At 68.5% G+C, this 17,934-nt stretch carries 16 protein-coding genes, 1 tRNA gene and 1 pseudogene; 15 read left to right on the forward strand and 3 right to left on the reverse strand.

Annotation, left to right across the window (positions count from 1 at the left end; genetic code table 11):
• The first annotated feature begins 113 nt into the window (after positions 1-113).
• The 3 genes from ABIE67_RS27655 to ABIE67_RS27665 all read left to right on the forward strand — a co-directional run bounded on the left by ABIE67_RS27655 (position 114) and on the right by ABIE67_RS27665 (position 3,133).
• The gene (locus ABIE67_RS27655; RefSeq protein WP_370262871.1) at positions 114-1,574 is read left to right on the forward strand and encodes an MFS transporter; all 1,461 of its coding nucleotides are present in this window, start codon (positions 114-116) and stop codon (positions 1,572-1,574) included.
• A 36-nt stretch (positions 1,575-1,610) separates the two neighbouring features.
• Positions 1,611-1,991, forward strand: coding sequence for a DUF3291 domain-containing protein (locus tag ABIE67_RS27660; RefSeq protein ID WP_370262873.1), 381 nt, complete (start codon positions 1,611-1,613; stop codon positions 1,989-1,991).
• 86 nt (positions 1,992-2,077) lie between these two features.
• Positions 2,078-3,133, forward strand: coding sequence for a UDP-N-acetylmuramate dehydrogenase (locus tag ABIE67_RS27665; RefSeq protein WP_370262875.1), 1,056 nt, complete (start codon positions 2,078-2,080; stop codon positions 3,131-3,133).
• 7 nt (positions 3,134-3,140) lie between these two features.
• Here the strand turns inward: ABIE67_RS27665 and ABIE67_RS27670 are convergent.
• Positions 3,141-3,780 (reverse strand): annotated as a pseudogene (locus ABIE67_RS27670) (NAD(P)-dependent oxidoreductase).
• A 131-nt stretch (positions 3,781-3,911) separates the two neighbouring features.
• On the opposite strand from ABIE67_RS27670, the gene ABIE67_RS27675 reads away from it, so the two are divergent.
• Positions 3,912-4,508, forward strand: coding sequence for a TetR/AcrR family transcriptional regulator (locus tag ABIE67_RS27675; protein ID WP_370262880.1), 597 nt, complete (start codon positions 3,912-3,914; stop codon positions 4,506-4,508).
• Positions 4,509-4,529: 21 nt separating this feature from the next.
• On the opposite strand, the gene ABIE67_RS27680 is transcribed toward ABIE67_RS27675, so the two are convergent.
• Together ABIE67_RS27680 and ABIE67_RS27685 are read right to left on the reverse strand one after the other, a co-directional pair.
• Positions 4,530-5,558 carry an adenosine deaminase gene (locus tag ABIE67_RS27680; RefSeq protein WP_370262884.1) on the reverse strand — a complete coding sequence of 343 codons (1,029 nt, stop codon included), beginning with the start codon at positions 5,556-5,558 and terminating at the stop codon, positions 4,530-4,532.
• Positions 5,559-5,695: 137 nt separating this feature from the next.
• A complete protein-coding gene (locus ABIE67_RS27685) occupies positions 5,696-6,922 on the reverse strand; it encodes a pyridoxal phosphate-dependent aminotransferase (RefSeq protein WP_370262888.1) in 1,227 nt (408 codons plus the stop codon).
• 283 nt (positions 6,923-7,205) lie between these two features.
• Here ABIE67_RS27685 and ABIE67_RS27690 point away from each other — a divergent pair.
• The 11 genes from ABIE67_RS27690 to rpoB all read left to right on the forward strand — a co-directional run bounded on the left by ABIE67_RS27690 (position 7,206) and on the right by rpoB (position 17,839).
• Positions 7,206-7,278 (forward strand) — tRNA-Trp (locus tag ABIE67_RS27690).
• Positions 7,279-7,386: 108 nt separating this feature from the next.
• A complete protein-coding gene (gene secE / locus ABIE67_RS27695; protein WP_370262891.1) occupies positions 7,387-7,671 on the forward strand; it encodes a preprotein translocase subunit SecE in 285 nt (94 codons plus the stop codon).
• Positions 7,672-7,751: 80 nt separating this feature from the next.
• Positions 7,752-8,717: a transcription termination/antitermination protein NusG gene (gene nusG, locus ABIE67_RS27700; RefSeq protein ID WP_370262895.1), complete on the forward strand. Its 966-nt coding sequence runs from the start codon at positions 7,752-7,754 to the stop codon at positions 8,715-8,717.
• A gap of 5 nt (positions 8,718-8,722) precedes the next feature.
• On the forward strand, positions 8,723-9,223 hold the full coding sequence (locus ABIE67_RS27705; RefSeq protein WP_370262899.1) for a hypothetical protein: 501 nt from the start codon (positions 8,723-8,725) through the stop codon (positions 9,221-9,223).
• A 120-nt stretch (positions 9,224-9,343) separates the two neighbouring features.
• The gene (rplK, locus tag ABIE67_RS27710) at positions 9,344-9,778 is read left to right on the forward strand and encodes a 50S ribosomal protein L11 (RefSeq protein WP_028805116.1); all 435 of its coding nucleotides are present in this window, start codon (positions 9,344-9,346) and stop codon (positions 9,776-9,778) included.
• Between the two features lie 78 nt (positions 9,779-9,856).
• Positions 9,857-10,582, forward strand: coding sequence for a 50S ribosomal protein L1 (gene rplA, locus ABIE67_RS27715; RefSeq protein WP_370262902.1), 726 nt, complete (start codon positions 9,857-9,859; stop codon positions 10,580-10,582).
• A 131-nt stretch (positions 10,583-10,713) separates the two neighbouring features.
• A complete protein-coding gene (locus tag ABIE67_RS27720; RefSeq protein WP_370262904.1) occupies positions 10,714-11,520 on the forward strand; it encodes a hypothetical protein in 807 nt (268 codons plus the stop codon).
• 91 nt (positions 11,521-11,611) lie between these two features.
• The gene (locus ABIE67_RS27725; protein ID WP_370262908.1) at positions 11,612-12,448 is read left to right on the forward strand and encodes a hypothetical protein; all 837 of its coding nucleotides are present in this window, start codon (positions 11,612-11,614) and stop codon (positions 12,446-12,448) included.
• Positions 12,449-12,737: 289 nt separating this feature from the next.
• Positions 12,738-13,268: a 50S ribosomal protein L10 gene (gene rplJ / locus ABIE67_RS27730; protein WP_030046352.1), complete on the forward strand. Its 531-nt coding sequence runs from the start codon at positions 12,738-12,740 to the stop codon at positions 13,266-13,268.
• Between the two features lie 114 nt (positions 13,269-13,382).
• Entirely contained in the window at positions 13,383-13,772 is a 390-nt protein-coding gene (gene rplL, locus ABIE67_RS27735) for a 50S ribosomal protein L7/L12 (RefSeq protein ID WP_370262914.1), read from the forward strand.
• Between the two features lie 581 nt (positions 13,773-14,353).
• Positions 14,354-17,839 (forward strand): DNA-directed RNA polymerase subunit beta, encoded by a 3,486-nt coding sequence (gene rpoB, locus ABIE67_RS27740; RefSeq protein WP_048585312.1) that lies wholly within the window; start codon positions 14,354-14,356, stop codon positions 17,837-17,839.
• Positions 17,840-17,934: the final 95 nt, after the last annotated feature.

Here is a 17,934-nt window from a genome sequence, read left to right on the forward strand (position 1 = left end):
GGGGTGGGGGAGCTGGGCTCGCCCCGCCCTTTCATGCCCTCAAAAGTTAGTGATCAATAACTACCTAGTGCAAACGTCCACAGGAACCGGAACGCATCACCCCTGGGGGAGCGATGTCACACCAGACCGAACTGAACGGGCGGGCCACCGGCCTCGGCGGGGCCGTCTGGGCCCTCGTCATCACCAGCGTCGCCGGGTTCATGGCGGCACTCGACAACCTCGTCGTCACCACCGCACTGCCCTCCATCCGTGAGGACCTGGGCGGAGGGCTGCACGACCTGGAGTGGACGGTCAGCGCCTATACGCTCACCTTCGCCGTCCTGCTGATGTTCGGCGCCGCGCTCGGGGACCGCTTCGGCCGCCGCCGGCTCTTCCTCGTCGGCATCGCGATCTTCACCGGCGCGTCCGCCGCCGCGGCTCTCGCGCCCGGCATCGACTCCCTCATCGCCGCCCGAGCGGTACAGGGCGTCGGCGCAGCGATCATGATGCCGTTGACGCTGACCCTGCTGACGGCGGCCGTGCCCGCGGCCAAGCGCGGGATGGCGTACGGCATCTGGGGTGCTGTCAACGGGCTCGCGGTCGCGTCCGGGCCGCTCATCGGCGGCAGCCTCACCGAGCACATCTCCTGGCAGTGGATCTTCTGGCTGAACGTTCCGCTGGGTCTCGCCCTGCTGCCGCTGGCCCGCCTGCGCCTGACCGAGTCGTACGGCACCGGCTCCCCGCTCGACATCCCCGGCACCCTGCTCGCCAGTGGGGGCCTGTTCGGGATCGTGTACGGCCTGGTGCGCGGGCCAGCCGACGGCTGGACCGGGCGGCTGGTCCTGACCGGCCTGTTCGCCGGAGGTGCCCTGCTCGTCGGCTTCGTCCTCTACAGCACCCGGGCCAGGAACCCGATGCTGCCGATGCGACTGTTCCGCTCCCGGGCGTTCTCCGGGATCAACGCCGCGAGCATGCTGATGTTCCTCGGTATGTTCGGGTCGATCTTCCTGCTCAGCCAGTACATGCAGGGTGTGCTCGGTTACTCGCCGACCGAGGCGGGGCTGCGGATGCTGCCCTGGACCGGTATGCCGATGCTCGTCGCGCCGATCGCCGGCATCCTCGCCGACCGCATCGGCGGCCGACCCGTCGTCGCCACAGGACTCTTCCTCCAGGCCGCCGGCCTCGCCTACATGGCGTCCGTGGTCACCGTCGACGTCTCTTACGCCGCCCAGCTGCCCGGCCTGATCATCAGCGGCGTCGGCATGGCCCTGTTCTTCGCCCCGGCCTCCCACCTGGTCATGTCCAGCGTCCGTGCCTCCGAACAGGGCATCGCTTCCGGCGCCAACAATGCCCTGCGCGAGGTCGGCGGTGCGCTCGGCATCGCGGTCATGGGGTCGATCTTCTCCGCGCAGGGTGGCTACGAGACCGGCCAGACCTTCGTCGACGGCCTGCGGCCCGCCCTGGTCACCGGCGCGGCGGTGGTAGCCCTCGCAGGCGTCGCCGCCCTGCTGATCCCGGGCCGGCGGCGTGGCGGCAGCGCCGTGAGCCCGACCGAGCAGGCGCCGGAGCACGTGCTGGAGACGGCCTCCCGCTGACCTTCCCGCTGACACCCCGGACCAAGAGGAGCAGTCATGCCCACCCTTCCCTGGACCGTGCCGAACCCCGCGCCACGCCACACCGAGGTGCACGTCTTCGCCTCACGTTTCGAGACCCGCACCCTCTGGGGAGCGCTCCGCTTCCTCGCCAGTACGCCGGGTGTCTGGCGGCAGGTGAGCCGGGCGCCCGGAGCGTACGGGGCGTCCTTGAAGGCCGAGCCGTTCAAGCGGACCTTCTGGACGCTGTCCGCATGGGAGTCGCCCGCGGCGCTCAAGGCCTTCGCCCGCGCGGGCGTCCATGCCCCGACGTCGCAGGGCCTGTCCGCGCAGATGCGGGACGCGAAGTTCGCCACCTGGCAGGCATCGAGCGATGAACTTCCGCTCGACTGGACAGAGGCGTTCCGGCGTCTGACGTGAACGGCACGCGCGCGTGGTGCGCGCATGAGCCCCGGCGTTCCCCATGGGTGCCGGGGCTGTCGGTGCCGTCTCGTACTCTTGAGCCCGTGCAGGAACTCCACGACGCCCCCCTCGCCCCCCTGACCAGCTTCCGCCTGGGCGGCCCCGCCGCCCGCCTGGTCACCGCCACCACCGACGCCGAGATCATCGACGTCGTACGCGAGGCGGACGCCAACGGGACCCCGTTGCTGCTCATCGGCGGCGGATCGAACCTGGTCATCGGCGACAAGGGCTTCGCGGGCACCGCGCTCGTCATCGCCACGAAGGGCTTCGAGCTGGACGGCACCACCCTCGAACTCGCCGCCGGCGAGGTGTGGACCGACGCCGTCGCCCGGACCGTGGAGGCCGGCCTCGCCGGGGTCGAGTGCCTAGCCGGAATCCCTGGCTCCGCAGGCGCCACGCCGATCCAGAACGTCGGCGCCTACGGCCAGGAGGTCTCCTCGACGATCACCGAGGTGATCGCGTACGACCGCCGCGCGGGCGAGACCGTCGTCATCCCGAACGCCGACTGCGCGTTCTCCTACCGCCACAGCCGCTTCAAGGCCGACCCCGAGCGCTACGTCGTCCTGCGCGTCCGCTTCCGGCTGGAGGACGCCGACGGACTCTCCGCCCCCATCAAGTACGCCGAGACGGCCCGCGCCCTCGGCGTCGAACCCGGCGACCGCGTCCCCCTGGCCGCTGCTCGCGAGACCGTGCTGAAGCTGCGTACGGGGAAGGGCATGGTCCTGGACCCCGAGGACCACGACACCTGGTCGGCCGGCTCCTTCTTCACCAACCCGATCCTCACCGACGAGCAGTTCGCGGCGTTCCACGCGCGCGCGCGTGAGCACCTCGGCGACGGCGTGGAGCCGCCCGCCTACCCCGCAGGGGAAGGCCACACCAAGACCTCCGCGGCCTGGCTCATCGACAAGGCGGGCTTCACCAAGGGGTACGGCACCGGCCCCGCCCGCATCTCCACCAAGCACACCCTCGCCCTCACCAACCGCGGCGCGGCAACCACCGAGGACCTCCTCGGCCTCGCCCGCGAGGTCGTCGCAGGCGTCCGTGAGACCTTCGGCATCACGCTGGTCAACGAGCCGGTGACGGTCGGAGTCAGCCTGTAGGCACGGCTCAGTAGGCCACTCCCACCCCCTGATTCACCGTCGCCGCGTCCCCGACCATCCCCAGCATCGCGTGCGCCACATCCGCCCGCCCGATGAAGCGCCCCTTGGGCGGAAACCCGCCCACGACGGCGCGGTACCCGCCGGTGAGCGGCTTGTCCTGCAGACGTGGAGGCCGGACGAGGGTCCAGTCGGTGGCGCTACGGGCGACCATCGCCTCCATCTCCCTCAGGTCGCCGTAGATGTCCTTCAGGACCGCCGACACGACGCCACGCACGGCCCGGTCCAGGAACCCGTCTCCCTCCGGCTCGGGCCCCGACCGGCGCGGCGCTCACCACGAGCAGCCGCCGCACCTCCTCGGCCTCCAGGGCCGCAAGCACCACACCCGTCACCCGTGCCGCGACCCCCGCGTCCCCGCGGTTACGGGCACCGAGGCCGGAGAGCACGGCGTCCCGTCCGGCGACGGCCGCCCGTAGAGCGCCGGGGTCGGTGAGATCCGCTCGGAACACCTCCAGCCGGCCGTGGCCGTCGGCGAGGGAGAGGCGCGCGGGATCCCGTACGACGGCCGTGACCTCGTGGCCGGCGTCCAGGGCCTGACGGACGATCTCCTGTCCTATGCCTCCGGTGGCGCCAAAAACGGTGATTCTCATGGGAGGGCTCCCGTCGTGCATGAGGTGGTGAGTGGGCAGGGGAGTGAGGGGTGGGTGAGTATTCACTCACCCCTCACTCCCACTAGAGTGAGTAAGTACTCACCCACCCGTCAAGGGAGATTGGACATCCCATGGAAAACAAGCCGACCCGGGTCCGACTCCTCGACGCCGCACACGAGTTGATGCGCACGGTCGGGCTGGCGCGGGCCACGACGAAGGAGATCGCACGGGCGGCCGGATGTTCCGAGGCGGCGCTGTACAAGCACTTCGACAGCAAGGAGGAACTGTTCATCAGCGTGCTCACCGAGCGGCTGCCCCCGCTCCGCCCCCTGCTCGGCAGCCTCGCCGCCGAGCCAGGGCGGCACTCGCTCGTGGACAACCTCACTGAGATCGCCCGCCAGGCGGCGCTGTTCTACGAGCAGAGCTTCCCGATCGCCGCGTCCCTCTACGCCCAGACCGAACTCAAGCGGCGGCACGACGACGCCGTACGGCAGATGGGGGTGGGCCCGCACGTGCCGATCCAGGAACTCGACACCTATCTGCGGGCCGAGCAGGAGCTGGGGCGGGTCAGCACCGACGCGGACACGTTCGCGGCGGCATCGCTGCTGATGGGCGCCTGCGCGCAGCGGGCGTTCGCCTACGACGCGACGAAGGAGGCCGTACGGCCGCCGGTGGACGAGTTCGCCGCCCGCCTGGCCCGCACGCTGCTGGCCGGTATCGCCGAGTGAGCCCGCCGACCGCGCGCATTGCTACGCGAGCCAGTCGTCCACCGCCGCCAGCAGCTTCGCCTTCATCTCTTCCGGCGCCGCGGACCCCCGCACCGACTGCCGGGCCAGTTCCGCCAGCTCCGCGTCCGTGAAGCCATGGTGGTGGCGGGCGATGTCGTACTGGGCGGCCAGCCGCGAGCCGAAGAGCAGGGGGTCGTCGGCGCCGAGGGCCATCGGGACGCCCGCCTCGTACAGCGTCCGCAGCGGGACGTCCTCGGGCTTCTCGTAGACGCCGAGGGCGACGTTCGACGCGGGGCACACCTCGCAGGTCACGCCCCGCTCGGCGAGGCGCTTGAGCAGCCACGGGTCCTCGGCGGCCCGCACCCCGTGGCCGATCCGGTTCGCGTCCAGGTCGTCCAGGCAGTCGCGGACCGAGGACGGGCCCGTCAGCTCGCCGCCGTGCGGGGCCGACAGCAGGCCGCCCTCACTGGCGATGTGGAAGGCGCGGTCGAAGTCCCTTGCCATGCCCCGGCGTTCGTCGTTCGACAACCCGAAGCCGACCACGCCCCGGTCGGCGTACCGCACCGCCAGGCGCGCCAGCGTGCGGGCGTCCAGAGGGTGCTTCATACGGTTCGCGGCGACCAGGACGCGCATCCCGAGACCGGTGTCCCGCGACGCCGTCTCCACCGCGTCCAGGATGATCTCCAGCGCCGGGATCAGACCGCCCAGCCGGGGCGCGTACGACGTCGGGTCGACCTGGATCTCCAGCCAGCCGGAGCCGTCGTTCAGATCCTCCTCCGCGGCCTCTCTGACCAGGCGCTGGATGTCCTCCGGCTGCCGCAGGCACGACCGGGCCGCGTCGTACAGGCGCTGGAAGCGGAACCAGCCCCGCTCGTCCGTGGCCCGCAGCTTCGGCGGCTCCCCGCTGGTCAGCGCGTCCGTCAGCGCCTCGGGCAGGCGCACGCCGTATTTGTCGGCCAGTTCCAGCAGGGTCGCCGGCCGCATCGAGCCGGTGAAGTGCAGGTGCAGATGGGCTTTCGGCAGTTCAGAGACATCACGTACACGCTCCATTCCAGGATCCTGCCGCACGCCCCGCCCGTCCCGGTAGCGCTTTCCCCGAACGTGGTCTTGCTCGCACGCGGAAACGACAAAGCGGGCCGCTCCCCGAGGGGAACGGCCCGCCACCACCTCCTCACATGAGGGGGTGGTCAGTCCCTGGCCTCCGCGAGCAGCTTCTGGATCCGGCTCACGCCCTCGACGAGGTCCTCGTCACCGAGCGCGTACGACAGCCGCAGATAGCCCGGCGTGCCGAACGCTTCGCCCGGGACGACCGCGACCTCGGCCTCCTCCAGGATCAGCTCGGCCAGCTCGACGCTGCTCTGCGGGCGCTTGCCGCGGATCTCCTTGCCGAGCACGGCCTTCACCGACGGGTACGCGTAGAACGCGCCCTCGGGCTCCGGGCAGAGCACGCCGTTGATCTCGTTGAGCATCCGCACGATCGTCCGGCGGCGGCGGTCGAAGGCCTCGCCCATCTTCGCGACCGCGTCCAGGTCACCGGAGACGGCGGCGAGCGCGGCCACCTGCGCCACGTTCGAGACGTTGGACGTCGCGTGCGACTGGAGGTTGGTCGCGGCCTTCACCACGTCCTTCGGGCCGATGACCCAGCCGACCCGCCAGCCCGTCATGGCGTACGTCTTGGCGACACCGTTGACCACGATGCACTTGTCGCGCAGCTCGGGGAACAGCCCCGGCAGGGAGACCGCGGCGGCCTCGCCGTAGACCAGGTGCTCGTAGATCTCGTCCGTCAGTACCCACAGGCCGTTGTCGACGGCCCAGCGGCCGATCGCCTCGGTCTCGGCCTCGCTGTAGACGGCGCCGGTCGGGTTGGACGGCGACACGAAGAGGACGACCTTCGTCTTCTCCGTACGGGCCGCCTCCAGCTGCTCCACGGAGACGCGGTAGCCGGTCGTCTCGTCGGCGACGACCTCGACCGGGACACCGCCCGCGAGACGGATCGACTCCGGGTACGTCGTCCAGTACGGGGCCGGGACGATGACCTCGTCGCCCGGGTCGAGGATCGCGGCGAAGGCCTCGTAGATGGCCTGCTTGCCGCCGTTGGTGACCAGGATCTGCGAGACGTCGGGCTCGTAGCCGGAGTCGCGCAGCGTCTTCGCGGCGATCGCGGCCTTCAGCTCGGGCAGACCGCCGGCCGGGGTGTAGCGGTGGTACTTCGGGTTCTTGCACGCCTCGATGGCGGCCTCGACGATGTAGTCCGGGGTCGGGAAGTCGGGCTCACCGGCGCCGAAGCCGATCACCGGACGCCCGGCGGCCTTGAGGGCCTTGGCCTTGGCGTCCACGGCGAGGGTGGCGGACTCGGAGATCGCGCCGACTCGGGCGGAGACCCGGCGCTCGGTGGGAGGGGTTGCAGCGCTCATGGGACCCATCGTTTCAGACAGGAAACGCGCCCGGCACGGGGGTTTCACAGACTGAACATCAGCTGAACAACCGTGCGGATCCGGGCCACGGCCAGCGGATCTTGCGTCCGGCGACCGGTGATCTTCGGCCGATCTTTCGTCGGCCAACCCTCCCACGGGCGCTTTCTGTTCGACGACGCGCCCAGGACCACGTACACTCTCACCTCGTTGGCCTTCAGCGGCCCGCAGTCACAGGGTGCACACCGTGCACTCGGTCGGATGCGGTACGTTGGGGGACACACAAAGGGTCGTAGCTCAATTGGTAGAGCACTGGTCTCCAAAACCAGCGGTTGGGGGTTCAAGTCCCTCCGGCCCTGCTACACACACCTTCGCCAGGATGTGTGCGCATGTACGTACAGCAATGCACCGCCGTGCGGCTCAAACCGGGCGCGGCACGGCCACGACCCGGAATCAGGTGAGGACGAGTGACGGACGCCGTGGGCTCCATCGACATGCCTGATGCCCAGGACGAGGCGCCGGAGTCCAAGAAGGCCCGCAAGGGCGGCAAGCGCGCCAAGAAGGGCCCGCTGAAGCGACTCGCGCTCTTCTACCGCCAGATCATCGCGGAGCTCCGCAAGGTCGTCTGGCCGACGCGCAACCAGCTGACGACGTACACCACCGTGGTGATCATCTTCGTCGTCATCATGATCGGCCTGGTGACCGTGATTGACTATGGGCTCGACCACGCGGCCAAGTACGTCTTTGGCTGAGCCAAGAGCGAAGGGCGCCGAGGTTACCGGCGCCCCTTTCGCATGTTCCACCCCTATGTATCCAGGAAGAAGCAGCCACCGTGTCTGACCAGAACGTGAACGACGCCATCGAGCCACACGGGCAGGGCGTCGAGTCCGTGGAAGACGAGCTCGACATCGTCGAAGGCGCGGACGAGGACCTGGACGAGGTCGAGGCTGCCGACGCCGAGGCGGGTGAGCCCGCCGAGGAATCCGCCCTCCACGTCGAGGACGAGTCCGGCGGTGACGTCGAGTCCGGCGGTGACGTCGAGTCCGGCGGTGACGTCGAGTCCGGCGGTGACGTCGAGTCCGGCGGTGACGTCGAGTCCGGCGGTGACGTCGAGTCCGGCGGTGACGTCGAGTCCGTCGAGGACGAGGAAGAGGACGCCGAGGAGGAGCCGGCCGAGCCGGTCGACCCCGTCGCCGCCCTGCGCGACGAGCTCCGCACGCTGCCCGGCGAGTGGTACGTCATCCACACCTACGCCGGTTACGAGAACCGCGTGAAGACCAACCTGGAGCAGCGCGCCGTCTCGCTGAACGTCGAGGACTACATCTTCCAGGCCGAGGTGCCGCAGGAAGAGGTCGTCCAGATCAAGAACGGCGACCGCAAGACGATCAAGCAGAACAAGCTGCCGGGTTACGTCCTGGTCCGCATGGATCTGACCAACGAGTCCTGGGGCGTCGTCCGCAACACCCCCGGTGTCACCGGTTTCGTGGGCAACGCCTACGACCCGTACCCGCTGACCCTGGACGAGATCGTCAAGATGCTCGCCCCGGAGGCCGAGGAGAAGGCCGCCCGCGAGGCCGCCGAGGCCGAGGGCAAGCCGGCTCCGCAGCGCAAGGTCGAGGTCCAGGTGCTGGACTTCGAGGTCGGCGACTCGGTCACCGTCACCGACGGCCCGTTCGCCACGCTCCAGGCCACCATCAACGAGATCAACGCCGACTCGAAGAAGGTCAAGGGCCTGGTGGAGATCTTCGGTCGCGAGACGCCGGTCGAGCTGTCCTTCGACCAGATCCAGAAGAACTGAGCCAGTTGGCCGACATACGCAGCGAGGGCGCCCCGCCGGAGGAATCCGGTCCGGGGCGCCTTCGCCGTTTCCGCTGGCCCGTCGTGTTTCTGCTGCTGGCGGCGCTCTGCGCGATCGCCCCGGCCTCTGTGGGCGCGAGCCAGTGGCAGCGGGTGGCGCAGGTCCAGGACGGCGTCCGCGCGGTCGGCACCTTCCACGCGGAGGGGTCCAACTGCTGGGGGCAGCGCTGCTGGGTCGACTTCGAGGTCGACGGCAGGCGGGTCGAGGCCGATCTGCCCGCCCTCACCCGCGCCGGCAAGCAGAAGATCGAGCGGGACGGCAAGCCGATCACCATCCGGTACCTGGCCGCGGACCCCACGGTGGCGGCCGAGGAGGACGGGTTCGGCTATGTCGTCCTCATCACCGCCGCGCTCTCCCTGCCTGCCGTGATCCTGCTGATCTTCGGTCTCGGCACCCTCGGTGCCGTGCTGCGCGGACGGCGACCCTTCTCGCCGTGGTCCTCCTGAGCTGCCGATTTCATGTCTTGCGACCACAGCGGCTATCGTTGTGCGGTATGCCATCTGCCCGATGATTCATCCGAATGACGCAGGTGGTACTCAACCTCTCAGTAAGGACCCGGAGAGAGCATGCCTCCCAAGAAGAAGAAGGTCACGGGGCTCATCAAGCTCCAGATCCAGGCCGGCGCAGCCAACCCGGCCCCGCCGGTCGGCCCCGCGCTGGGCCAGCACGGCGTCAACATCATGGAGTTCTGCAAGGCCTACAACGCCGCGACCGAGTCGCAGCGCGGTTGGGTCATCCCGGTGGAGATCACGGTCTACGAGGACCGTTCCTTCACCTTCATCACCAAGACGCCGCCGGCCGCCAAGATGATCCTCAAGGCCGCGGGCGTGGAGAAGGGCTCTGGCGAGCCGCACAAGACCAAGGTCGCCAAGATCACCGAGGCGCAGGTCCGCGAGATCGCCACCACGAAGATGCCCGACCTCAACGCCAACGACCTGGACGCCGCCGCGAAGATCATCGCCGGCACCGCCCGTTCCATGGGCATCACGGTCGAGGGCTGACCTCCAACCCCCAAGCAGAAGTAAGTGGCAGGGCCTGCTCGGCCCGGACCACAACTCCTAGAAATCACAGGAGCAGTAGTGAGCAAGCGCAGCAAGACTCTCCGCGCTGCGGACGCCAAGATCGACCGGGAGAAGCTCTACGCCCCGCTCGAGGCCGTCCGTCTCGCCAAGGAGACGTCCACGACCAAGTTCGACGGCACCGTCGAGGTCGCCTTCCGTCTGGGTGTCGACCCGCGTAAGGCCGACCAGATGGTCCGTGGCACCGTGAACCTTCCGCACGGCACCGGTAAGACCGCCCGGGTCCTGGTCTTCGCGACCGGCGACCGTGCCGAGGCCGCGCGTGCCGCGGGCGCCGACATCGTCGGTGCCGACGAGCTGATCGACGAGGTCTCGAAGGGCCGCCTGGACTTCGACGCCGTCGTCGCCACTCCGGACCTCATGGGCAAGGTCGGCCGCCTCGGCCGCGTGCTCGGTCCGCGTGGTCTGATGCCGAACCCGAAGACCGGCACCGTCACCCCCGACGTGGCCAAGGCCGTCACCGACATCAAGGGCGGCAAGATCGAGTTCCGCGTCGACAAGCACTCGAACCTGCACTTCATCATCGGCAAGGCGTCGTTCGACGACAGCAAGCTGGTGGAGAACTACGGCGCCGCGCTGGAGGAGATCCTCCGTCTGAAGCCGTCCGCCGCCAAGGGTCGCTACATCAAGAAGGCCGCGATCAGCACCACGATCGGCCCCGGCATCCCCGTCGACCCGAACCGCACCCGCAACCTCCTCGTCGAGGAGGACCCGGCCGCGGTCTGAGCCACCGGCTCACCAGGCTCGAAAGCGGGCCCCACACCCTTCCCGGGTGTGGGGCCCGTTCCCTTCTCTCCCCCTGCTTTGTCAGTGCCCTGGGTTAACGTGCATTCACGGGATTCGCACAGGGGGGACGAATGACGAGTACGAGGGTGCGCCGGTCGGCGTTCTGGATCGCGCTGCTGACCGCGCTGACCGCCTTGGCCGCCTGCACCTCCTCCGACCGCCCTGACGAGGCGGACCGCACCGCGCCCGCCCGCGCCGTGACGGCCGCCCTGCGCACCGTCGAGCGGTCCACCGACCGGGCCGAGTCCGCCCGCGTCAGATCCACGACCACCATGGGCTCCACGCTGTCCATGAAGGCCGACGGCACCCTCGGCTGGAGCGACGGCCTCACCGGCACCCTGACGATCACGTACACCGGCGGCACGACGGCGGAGACGATGCGCCGCCTGGGCACGACGTCGATGGAGGCCCGCTACCTCCCCGACGCCTACTACGCGCGCATAGGCGACACCTTCACCGAGAAGACCGGCGGCAAGCACTGGATCAAGTACGCCTACGACGACCTGGACGACCTCGCCGGCAGCTCGGGAGCCGATCTCGCGGACCAGATGCGCGGCACGGCGCCGCACACGTCGGTGAAGCGGCTGCTGTCCTCCACGGACGTACGGAAGGTCGGCGAGGAGACGGTGAGAGGCGAGCGCACCACGCACTACTCCGGGACGGTGCAGGGGGACGGCGCCAGCGAACAGACCGTGGACATATGGGTCGACGGCCGGGACCTGCTGGTCAAGAAGGTGGAGAAGGGCCGGACGGGCACGGGGCGGCTCACCCAGACCGCGTACTACAGCGACTACGGCGTGAAGGCCACGGTCGAGAAGCCTCCGGCGGGGGACACCGCGGATCTGAAGGAGCTGCTGAAGGACTCGGCGGACCGCTGAATTCGCAAGCCTGTCCAGGCCGCCTGGGATACGCTCCCGATCTTGCTGTGCGCCGACCACGCATCAGCCATGTGCTCCTCGGGGGGAATCGATGAGGCTTGCCGTACGTGCCGTCCTGCCTGCCGTCGTGTTGTTGCTCGCCGGCTGCGGAGCGGGAACCGGCACGGAGCAGTCCGCGGGGGCGTCCGCCGCCGACGCCGTCGCGCGGGCCGCGCAGAAGACCGAAGACGTCACATCCCTGCACTACCGGGTGACCGGAAGGTTTCCGGAGCGGGGGCGGATAACGGACGAGGGGACCGTCCGTACGAAGCCGATGGCGGCGCGTCTCAGGACGGCCAACCTGAGCGGGGACCAGAAGGGCAAGACCGAGCTGCGCCTGGTCGACGGGGTGCTGTACGGCAGCGCGACCGACGACATGGTCGAGGAGATGGGGGGCCGGCACTGGATCAGCTACGGCCCGAACGCCGAGTTCACCACCCACGGCGGCCTGCGCATGGACGTCGGCGGTCTGCGCGACCAGGTCAGCCGCAACCCGGCGCGGGAAGCCGCCTTCCTGACCACCGCCGAGGACGTGCGGCGGATCGGCTCCGAGAAGGTCGACGGTGCCGACACGACGCACTACGCGGGGACGGCCACGGTCGACGAGCTGCGGGCCTCCCTCAAGGAGGTCAAGGACAAGGCCACCCGGGACGGGCGTGAGAACAGCCTCGACCAGTACGAGAAGGCGGGCGTGGACGAGCTCACGCTGGACGTGTGGGTCGATGGCGACGGCCGCGTCAAGCAGCTCCGCACCCAGGGCTTCGGCCGCCACGGCGCACTCGACCTGACCTTCACCTTCCTCGATCAGGGCAGACCGGTGACCGTCCCCGCCCCTCGCGCCGACGACACGGCGGACCTGCGCAAGCCGCTGAAGAAGAACGGGAGCTGAGGGCCGTAGGGGCCGATTTGCTTGACGGCGACCGAGTCCCGTATTCTCCTACAGAAGCCAAAGACCGCTGGTCGTTGCCGTGCGCTCGTGAGAGGGCGCGGTGGCCGAAGGATCCGCTGAAAATGCGGGCGACCCGCGCAGGTGACAGTGGAAGACTCCCGGAGCGCGTACGTCAACGTGTGTGCAACCGGTCGAGTCCGCCCCGTGCGCCTGCGCCGGGGCGTTTCGTTTTCCCCAGTCCTCCTTCGGGTCCGCGCGGTCAGAATCACCCGGAAGGAGGCCGAGGCTCATGGCGAGGCCCGACAAGGCTGCCGCAGTGGCCGAGTTGACGGAGCAGTTCCGCAACTCCAACGCTGCCGTGCTGACCGAGTACCGCGGTCTCACCGTGGCGCAGCTCAAGACGCTGCGTCGTTCGCTCGGTGAGAACGCCCAGTACGCCGTGGTGAAGAACACGCTGACCAAGATTGCGGCCAACGAGGCCGGGATCACGACGCTGGACGACCTGTTCAACGGTCCGACGGCTGTCGCCTTCGTCACCGGTGACCCGGTGGAGTCGGCGAAGGGTCTCCGTGACTTCGCCAAGGACAACCCGAATCTCGTCATCAAGGGCGGTGTCCTTGAGGGTAAGGCGCTGAGCGCCGACGAGATCAAGAAGCTTGCGGACCTCGAGTCCCGCGAGGTTCTGCTCAGCAAGCTGGCCGGTGCCTTCAAGGCGAAGCAGTCCCAGGCTGCCTCCGTCTTCCAGGCGCTGCCGTCGAAGCTCGTCCGCACGGTGGACGCGCTCCGCGCCAAGCAGGCCGAGCAGGGCGGTGCCGAGTAATTCGGCTCGCACACTGGCCGCCGCAGCCTGACCGCGGAGGCCACAGCGGGCCGACGTACGCCCGCCTCACCCAGTACACCCGGCACCTGCCGATTTAGTGGAAGGACCGCCATCATGGCGAAGCTCAGCCAGGAAGACCTGCTCGCGCAGTTCGAGGAGATGACCCTCATCGAGCTCTCCGAGTTCGTGAAGGCCTTCGAGGACAAGTTCGACGTCACCGCCGCCGCTGCCGCCCCGGTCGTCGTCGCCGGCGCCGCTGGTGCCGGTGCGGGCGCCGAGGCCGTCGAGGAGAAGGACGAGTTCGACGTCGTCCTCACCGGCGCCGGCGACAAGAAGATCCAGGTCATCAAGGTCGTGCGTGAGCTGACGTCCCTCGGCCTGAAGGAGGCCAAGGACCTGGTCGACGGTGCGCCGAAGCCGGTTCTGGAGAAGGTCAACAAGGAGGCCGCGGACAAGGCCAAGGAGTCCCTCGAGGGCGCCGGCGCCTCCGTCGAGGTCAAGTAAGACCTTTCGGTCGAACACGACCGTCGCGCTTGCTGAAACCAGCCTCCTGAGGCTGTAACGCAGTCGCACCGAAGAGCGATCATCCATTCGGGTGGTCGCTCTTCGGCGTTCCTGGGGGCGCGGCCACGGTTACCTTGCGCCCGCTTCGGCGGGGGGTATGGTGATCTTCGTCGTGTCTCCGGGAGCCCCTGGGTTCGGGCATGGGGGCCTTGACGAACCGCACGCAGCGCGCAATTCTCAGGACGCGTCGTCACAAGGATCCGAATCCGAGGCATGGATCGGCGACGAAGAGGGCAGTATCAACGTGCATTGAGGGCGAGCATGCCGAGGGCGTTGAGAACAACGAGGGTCGCGAAAAACCCGCACTGGACATCAGTGTGCCAAGTGGCTACACTGACCCTTTGCGCTGCCTGTTAGCTGTCCCCTGCCCGTCACCAGGGGCATGCCCTCGCTTGAGCACCGATGACCGGACGATCCCTGACCTGGCCATTCTTTGGTCGGAGAAGGAAACCCCTGTCTCTGTGCCCCGGTGAGGGGCCGGTACGCGCGTAGTGAGTCCGAGCCCTCGGAAGGACCCCCTCTTGGCCGCCTCGCGCACTGCCTCGACCGCGAATACGAACAACGGCGCCAGCACCGCCCCGCTGCGCATCTCTTTTGCAAAGATCAAGGAGCCCCTCGAGGTTCCGAACCTGCTCGCGCTGCAGACCGAGAGCTTCGACTGGCTGCTCGGCAACACCGCCTGGCAGAGTCGGGTCGAGGCGGCTCTGGAGTCGGGTCAGGACGTCCCCACCAAGTCCGGTCTGGAGGAGATCTTCGAGGAGATCTCTCCGATCGAGGACTTCTCCGGGTCGATGTCGCTGACGTTCCGCGACCACCGTTTCGAGCCGCCGAAGAACAGCATCGACGAGTGCAAGGAGCGCGACTTCACGTACGCCGCCCCGCTCTTCGTGACGGCTGAGTTCACCAACAACGAGACCGGCGAGATCAAGTCCCAGACGGTCTTCATGGGTGACTTCCCGCTCATGACCCACAAGGGCACCTTCGTCATCAACGGCACCGAGCGTGTCGTGGTGTCGCAGCTGGTCCGTTCGCCCGGTGTCTACTTCGACAGCTCCATCGACAAGACGTCCGACAAGGACATCTTCTCCGCCAAGATCATCCCGTCCCGGGGTGCCTGGCTGGAGATGGAGATCGACAAGCGCGACATGGTCGGTGTCCGCATCGACCGCAAGCGCAAGCAGTCCGTGACCGTTCTGCTCAAGGCTCTCGGCTGGACGACCGAGCAGATCCTGGAGGAGTTCGGCGAGTACGAGTCCATGCGCGCCACCCTGGAGAAGGACCACACCCAGGGCCAGGACGACGCGCTGCTCGACATCTACCGCAAGCTGCGTCCGGGCGAGCCCCCCACGCGTGAGGCCGCGCAGACGCTTCTGGAGAACCTGTACTTCAACCCGAAGCGCTACGACCTCGCCAAGGTCGGCCGCTACAAGGTCAACAAGAAGCTGGGTGCGGAGGCTCCGCTCGACGCGGGCATCCTGACCGTCGAGGACGTCATCTCGACGATCAAGTACCTGGTGAAGCTGCACGCCGGCGAGACCGAGACGGCCGCGGACAACGGTCAGACGATCGTTGTCGAGACGGACGACATCGACCACTTCGGCAACCGTCGTCTGCGCAGCGTCGGCGAGCTCATCCAGAACCAGGTCCGCACGGGTCTGGCTCGTATGGAGCGCGTCGTCCGTGAGCGCATGACGACCCAGGACGTCGAGGCGATCACGCCGCAGACCCTGATCAACATCCGGCCGGTCGTCGCCTCCATCAAGGAGTTCTTCGGCACCAGCCAGCTGTCGCAGTTCATGGACCAGAACAACCCGCTGTCGGGTCTCACCCACAAGCGCCGTCTGTCGGCTCTTGGCCCGGGTGGTCTCTCCCGTGAGCGGGCCGGCTTCGAGGTCCGTGACGTGCACCCGTCTCACTACGGCCGTATGTGCCCCATTGAGACCCCTGAAGGCCCGAACATCGGTCTGATCGGTTCGCTCGCCTCCTACGGCCGCGTCAACGCGTTCGGTTTCGTGGAGACGCCGTACCGCAAGGTCGTCGACGGTCAGGTCACCGACGAGGTGGACTACCTGACGGCCGACGAAGAGGACCGCTTCGTCATCGCGCAGGCCAACGCCACGCTCAACGACGACCTGCGCTTCACCGAGAACCGCGTCCTGGTCCGCCGCCGTGGCGGCGAGGTCGACTACGTCGCCGGTGACGACGTGGACTACATGGACGTCTCGCCGCGCCAGATGGTGTCGGTCGCGACCGCCATGATCCCGTTCCTCGAGCACGACGACGCCAACCGTGCCCTCATGGGCGCGAACATGATGCGTCAGGCCGTCCCGCTCATCAAGAGCGAGTCCCCGCTCGTCGGCACCGGCATGGAGTACCGCTCCGCCGTCGACGCCGGTGACGTGGTCAAGGCCGAGAAGGCGGGTGTGGTCCAGGAGGTCTCCGCGGACTACATCACCACCGCCAACGACGACGGCACGTACATCACGTACCGCCTGGCCAAGTTCGCCCGCTCCAACCAGGGCACCTCGGTCAACCAGAAGGTCATCGTCAACGAGGGCGACCGGATCATCGAGGGCCAGGTCCTGGCCGACGGTCCGGCCACCGAGAACGGCGAGATGGCGCTGGGCAAGAACCTGCTCGTGGCGTTCATGCCGTGGGAGGGTCACAACTACGAGGACGCGATCATCCTGTCGCAGCGCCTCGTGCAGGACGACGTCCTCTCCTCGATCCACATCGAGGAGCACGAGGTCGACGCCCGTGACACCAAGCTCGGCCCCGAGGAGATCACCCGGGACATCCCGAACGTCTCCGAGGAGGTCCTCGCCGACCTCGACGAGCGCGGCATCATCCGTATCGGTGCCGAGGTCGTCGCCGGCGACATCCTCGTCGGCAAGGTCACGCCCAAGGGTGAGACCGAGCTGACGCCGGAGGAGCGCCTGCTGCGCGCGATCTTCGGTGAGAAGGCACGTGAGGTCCGTGACACCTCGCTGAAGGTCCCGCACGGCGAGATCGGCAAGGTCATCGGCGTCCGCGTCTTCGACCGCGAGGAGGGCGACGAGCTTCCCCCCGGTGTGAACCAGCTGGTGCGCGTGTACGTGGCGCAGAAGCGCAAGATCACCGACGGTGACAAGCTCGCCGGCCGTCACGGCAACAAGGGCGTCATCTCCAAGATCCTGCCCATCGAGGACATGCCGTTCCTCGAGGACGGGACCCCCGTCGACATCATCCTCAACCCGCTGGGTGTGCCGTCCCGAATGAACCCGGGACAGGTTCTGGAGATCCACCTCGGCTGGCTCGCCAGCCGCGGCTGGGACGTCTCCGGCCTCGCGGACGAGTGGGCGCAGCGCCTCCAGGCGATCGGCGCCGACTCGGTCCAGCCGGGCACCAACGTCGCGACCCCGGTCTTCGACGGTGCCCGTGAGGACGAGCTCGCGGGTCTGCTGCAGCACACCATCCCGAACCGCGACGGCGAGCGCATGGTGCTCCCGACCGGTAAGGCGCGGCTGTTCGACGGCCGTAGCGGTGAGCCGTTCCCGGACCCGATCTCAGTCGGCTACATGTACATCCTGAAGCTGCACCACCTGGTCGACGACAAGCTGCACGCCCGCTCGACCGGCCCGTACAGCATGATCACCCAGCAGCCGCTGGGTGGTAAGGCCCAGTTCGGTGGCCAGCGCTTCGGTGAGATGGAGGTGTGGGCGCTGGAGGCTTACGGCGCCGCGTACGCCCTCCAGGAGCTGCTGACCATCAAGTCCGACGACGTCACCGGCCGCGTGAAGGTCTACGAGGCCATCGTCAAGGGCGAGAACATCCCCGAGCCCGGCATCCCCGAGTCCTTCAAGGTGCTCATCAAGGAGATGCAGTCGCTCTGCCTGAACGTGGAGGTGCTGTCCAGCGACGGTATGTCCATCGAGATGCGTGACACCGACGAGGACGTCTTCCGCGCAGCGGAGGAGCTCGGCATCGACCTGTCCCGGCGCGAGCCGAGCAGCGTCGAAGAGGTCTGACGGGAGTCCGGCGGGGCCCTCACCCACAGGGCCCCGCCGACCCCCAGGCCCCCGTTTCAGACCCCAAGACTTACAACCCTGAGAGGGATTGACGC

It is taken from the genome of Streptomyces sp. V4I8, from assembly GCF_041261225.1.
Taxonomy (GTDB): domain Bacteria; phylum Actinomycetota; class Actinomycetes; order Streptomycetales; family Streptomycetaceae; genus Streptomyces.

Excerpts from the sequence above, each read along its gene's own strand:
- ABIE67_RS27655 (WP_370262871.1), top strand. The coding sequence starts at position 114 with ATGTCACACCAGACCGAACTGAACGGGCGGGCCACCGGCCTCGGCGGG.
- ABIE67_RS27660 (WP_370262873.1), top strand. The coding sequence starts at position 1,611 with ATGCCCACCCTTCCCTGGACCGTGCCGAACCCCGCGCCACGCCACACC.
- ABIE67_RS27675 (WP_370262880.1), top strand. The coding sequence starts at position 3,912 with ATGGAAAACAAGCCGACCCGGGTCCGACTCCTCGACGCCGCACACGAG.
- ABIE67_RS27680 (WP_370262884.1), bottom strand. The coding sequence starts at position 5,558 with ATGGAGCGTGTACGTGATGTCTCTGAACTGCCGAAAGCCCATCTGCAC.
- ABIE67_RS27685 (WP_370262888.1), bottom strand. The coding sequence starts at position 6,922 with ATGAGCGCTGCAACCCCTCCCACCGAGCGCCGGGTCTCCGCCCGAGTC.
- rplK (WP_028805116.1), top strand. The coding sequence starts at position 9,344 with ATGCCTCCCAAGAAGAAGAAGGTCACGGGGCTCATCAAGCTCCAGATC.
- ABIE67_RS27720 (WP_370262904.1), top strand. The coding sequence starts at position 10,714 with ATGACGAGTACGAGGGTGCGCCGGTCGGCGTTCTGGATCGCGCTGCTG.
- ABIE67_RS27725 (WP_370262908.1), top strand. The coding sequence starts at position 11,612 with ATGAGGCTTGCCGTACGTGCCGTCCTGCCTGCCGTCGTGTTGTTGCTC.
- rplJ (WP_030046352.1), top strand. The coding sequence starts at position 12,738 with ATGGCGAGGCCCGACAAGGCTGCCGCAGTGGCCGAGTTGACGGAGCAG.
- rplL (WP_370262914.1), top strand. The coding sequence starts at position 13,383 with ATGGCGAAGCTCAGCCAGGAAGACCTGCTCGCGCAGTTCGAGGAGATG.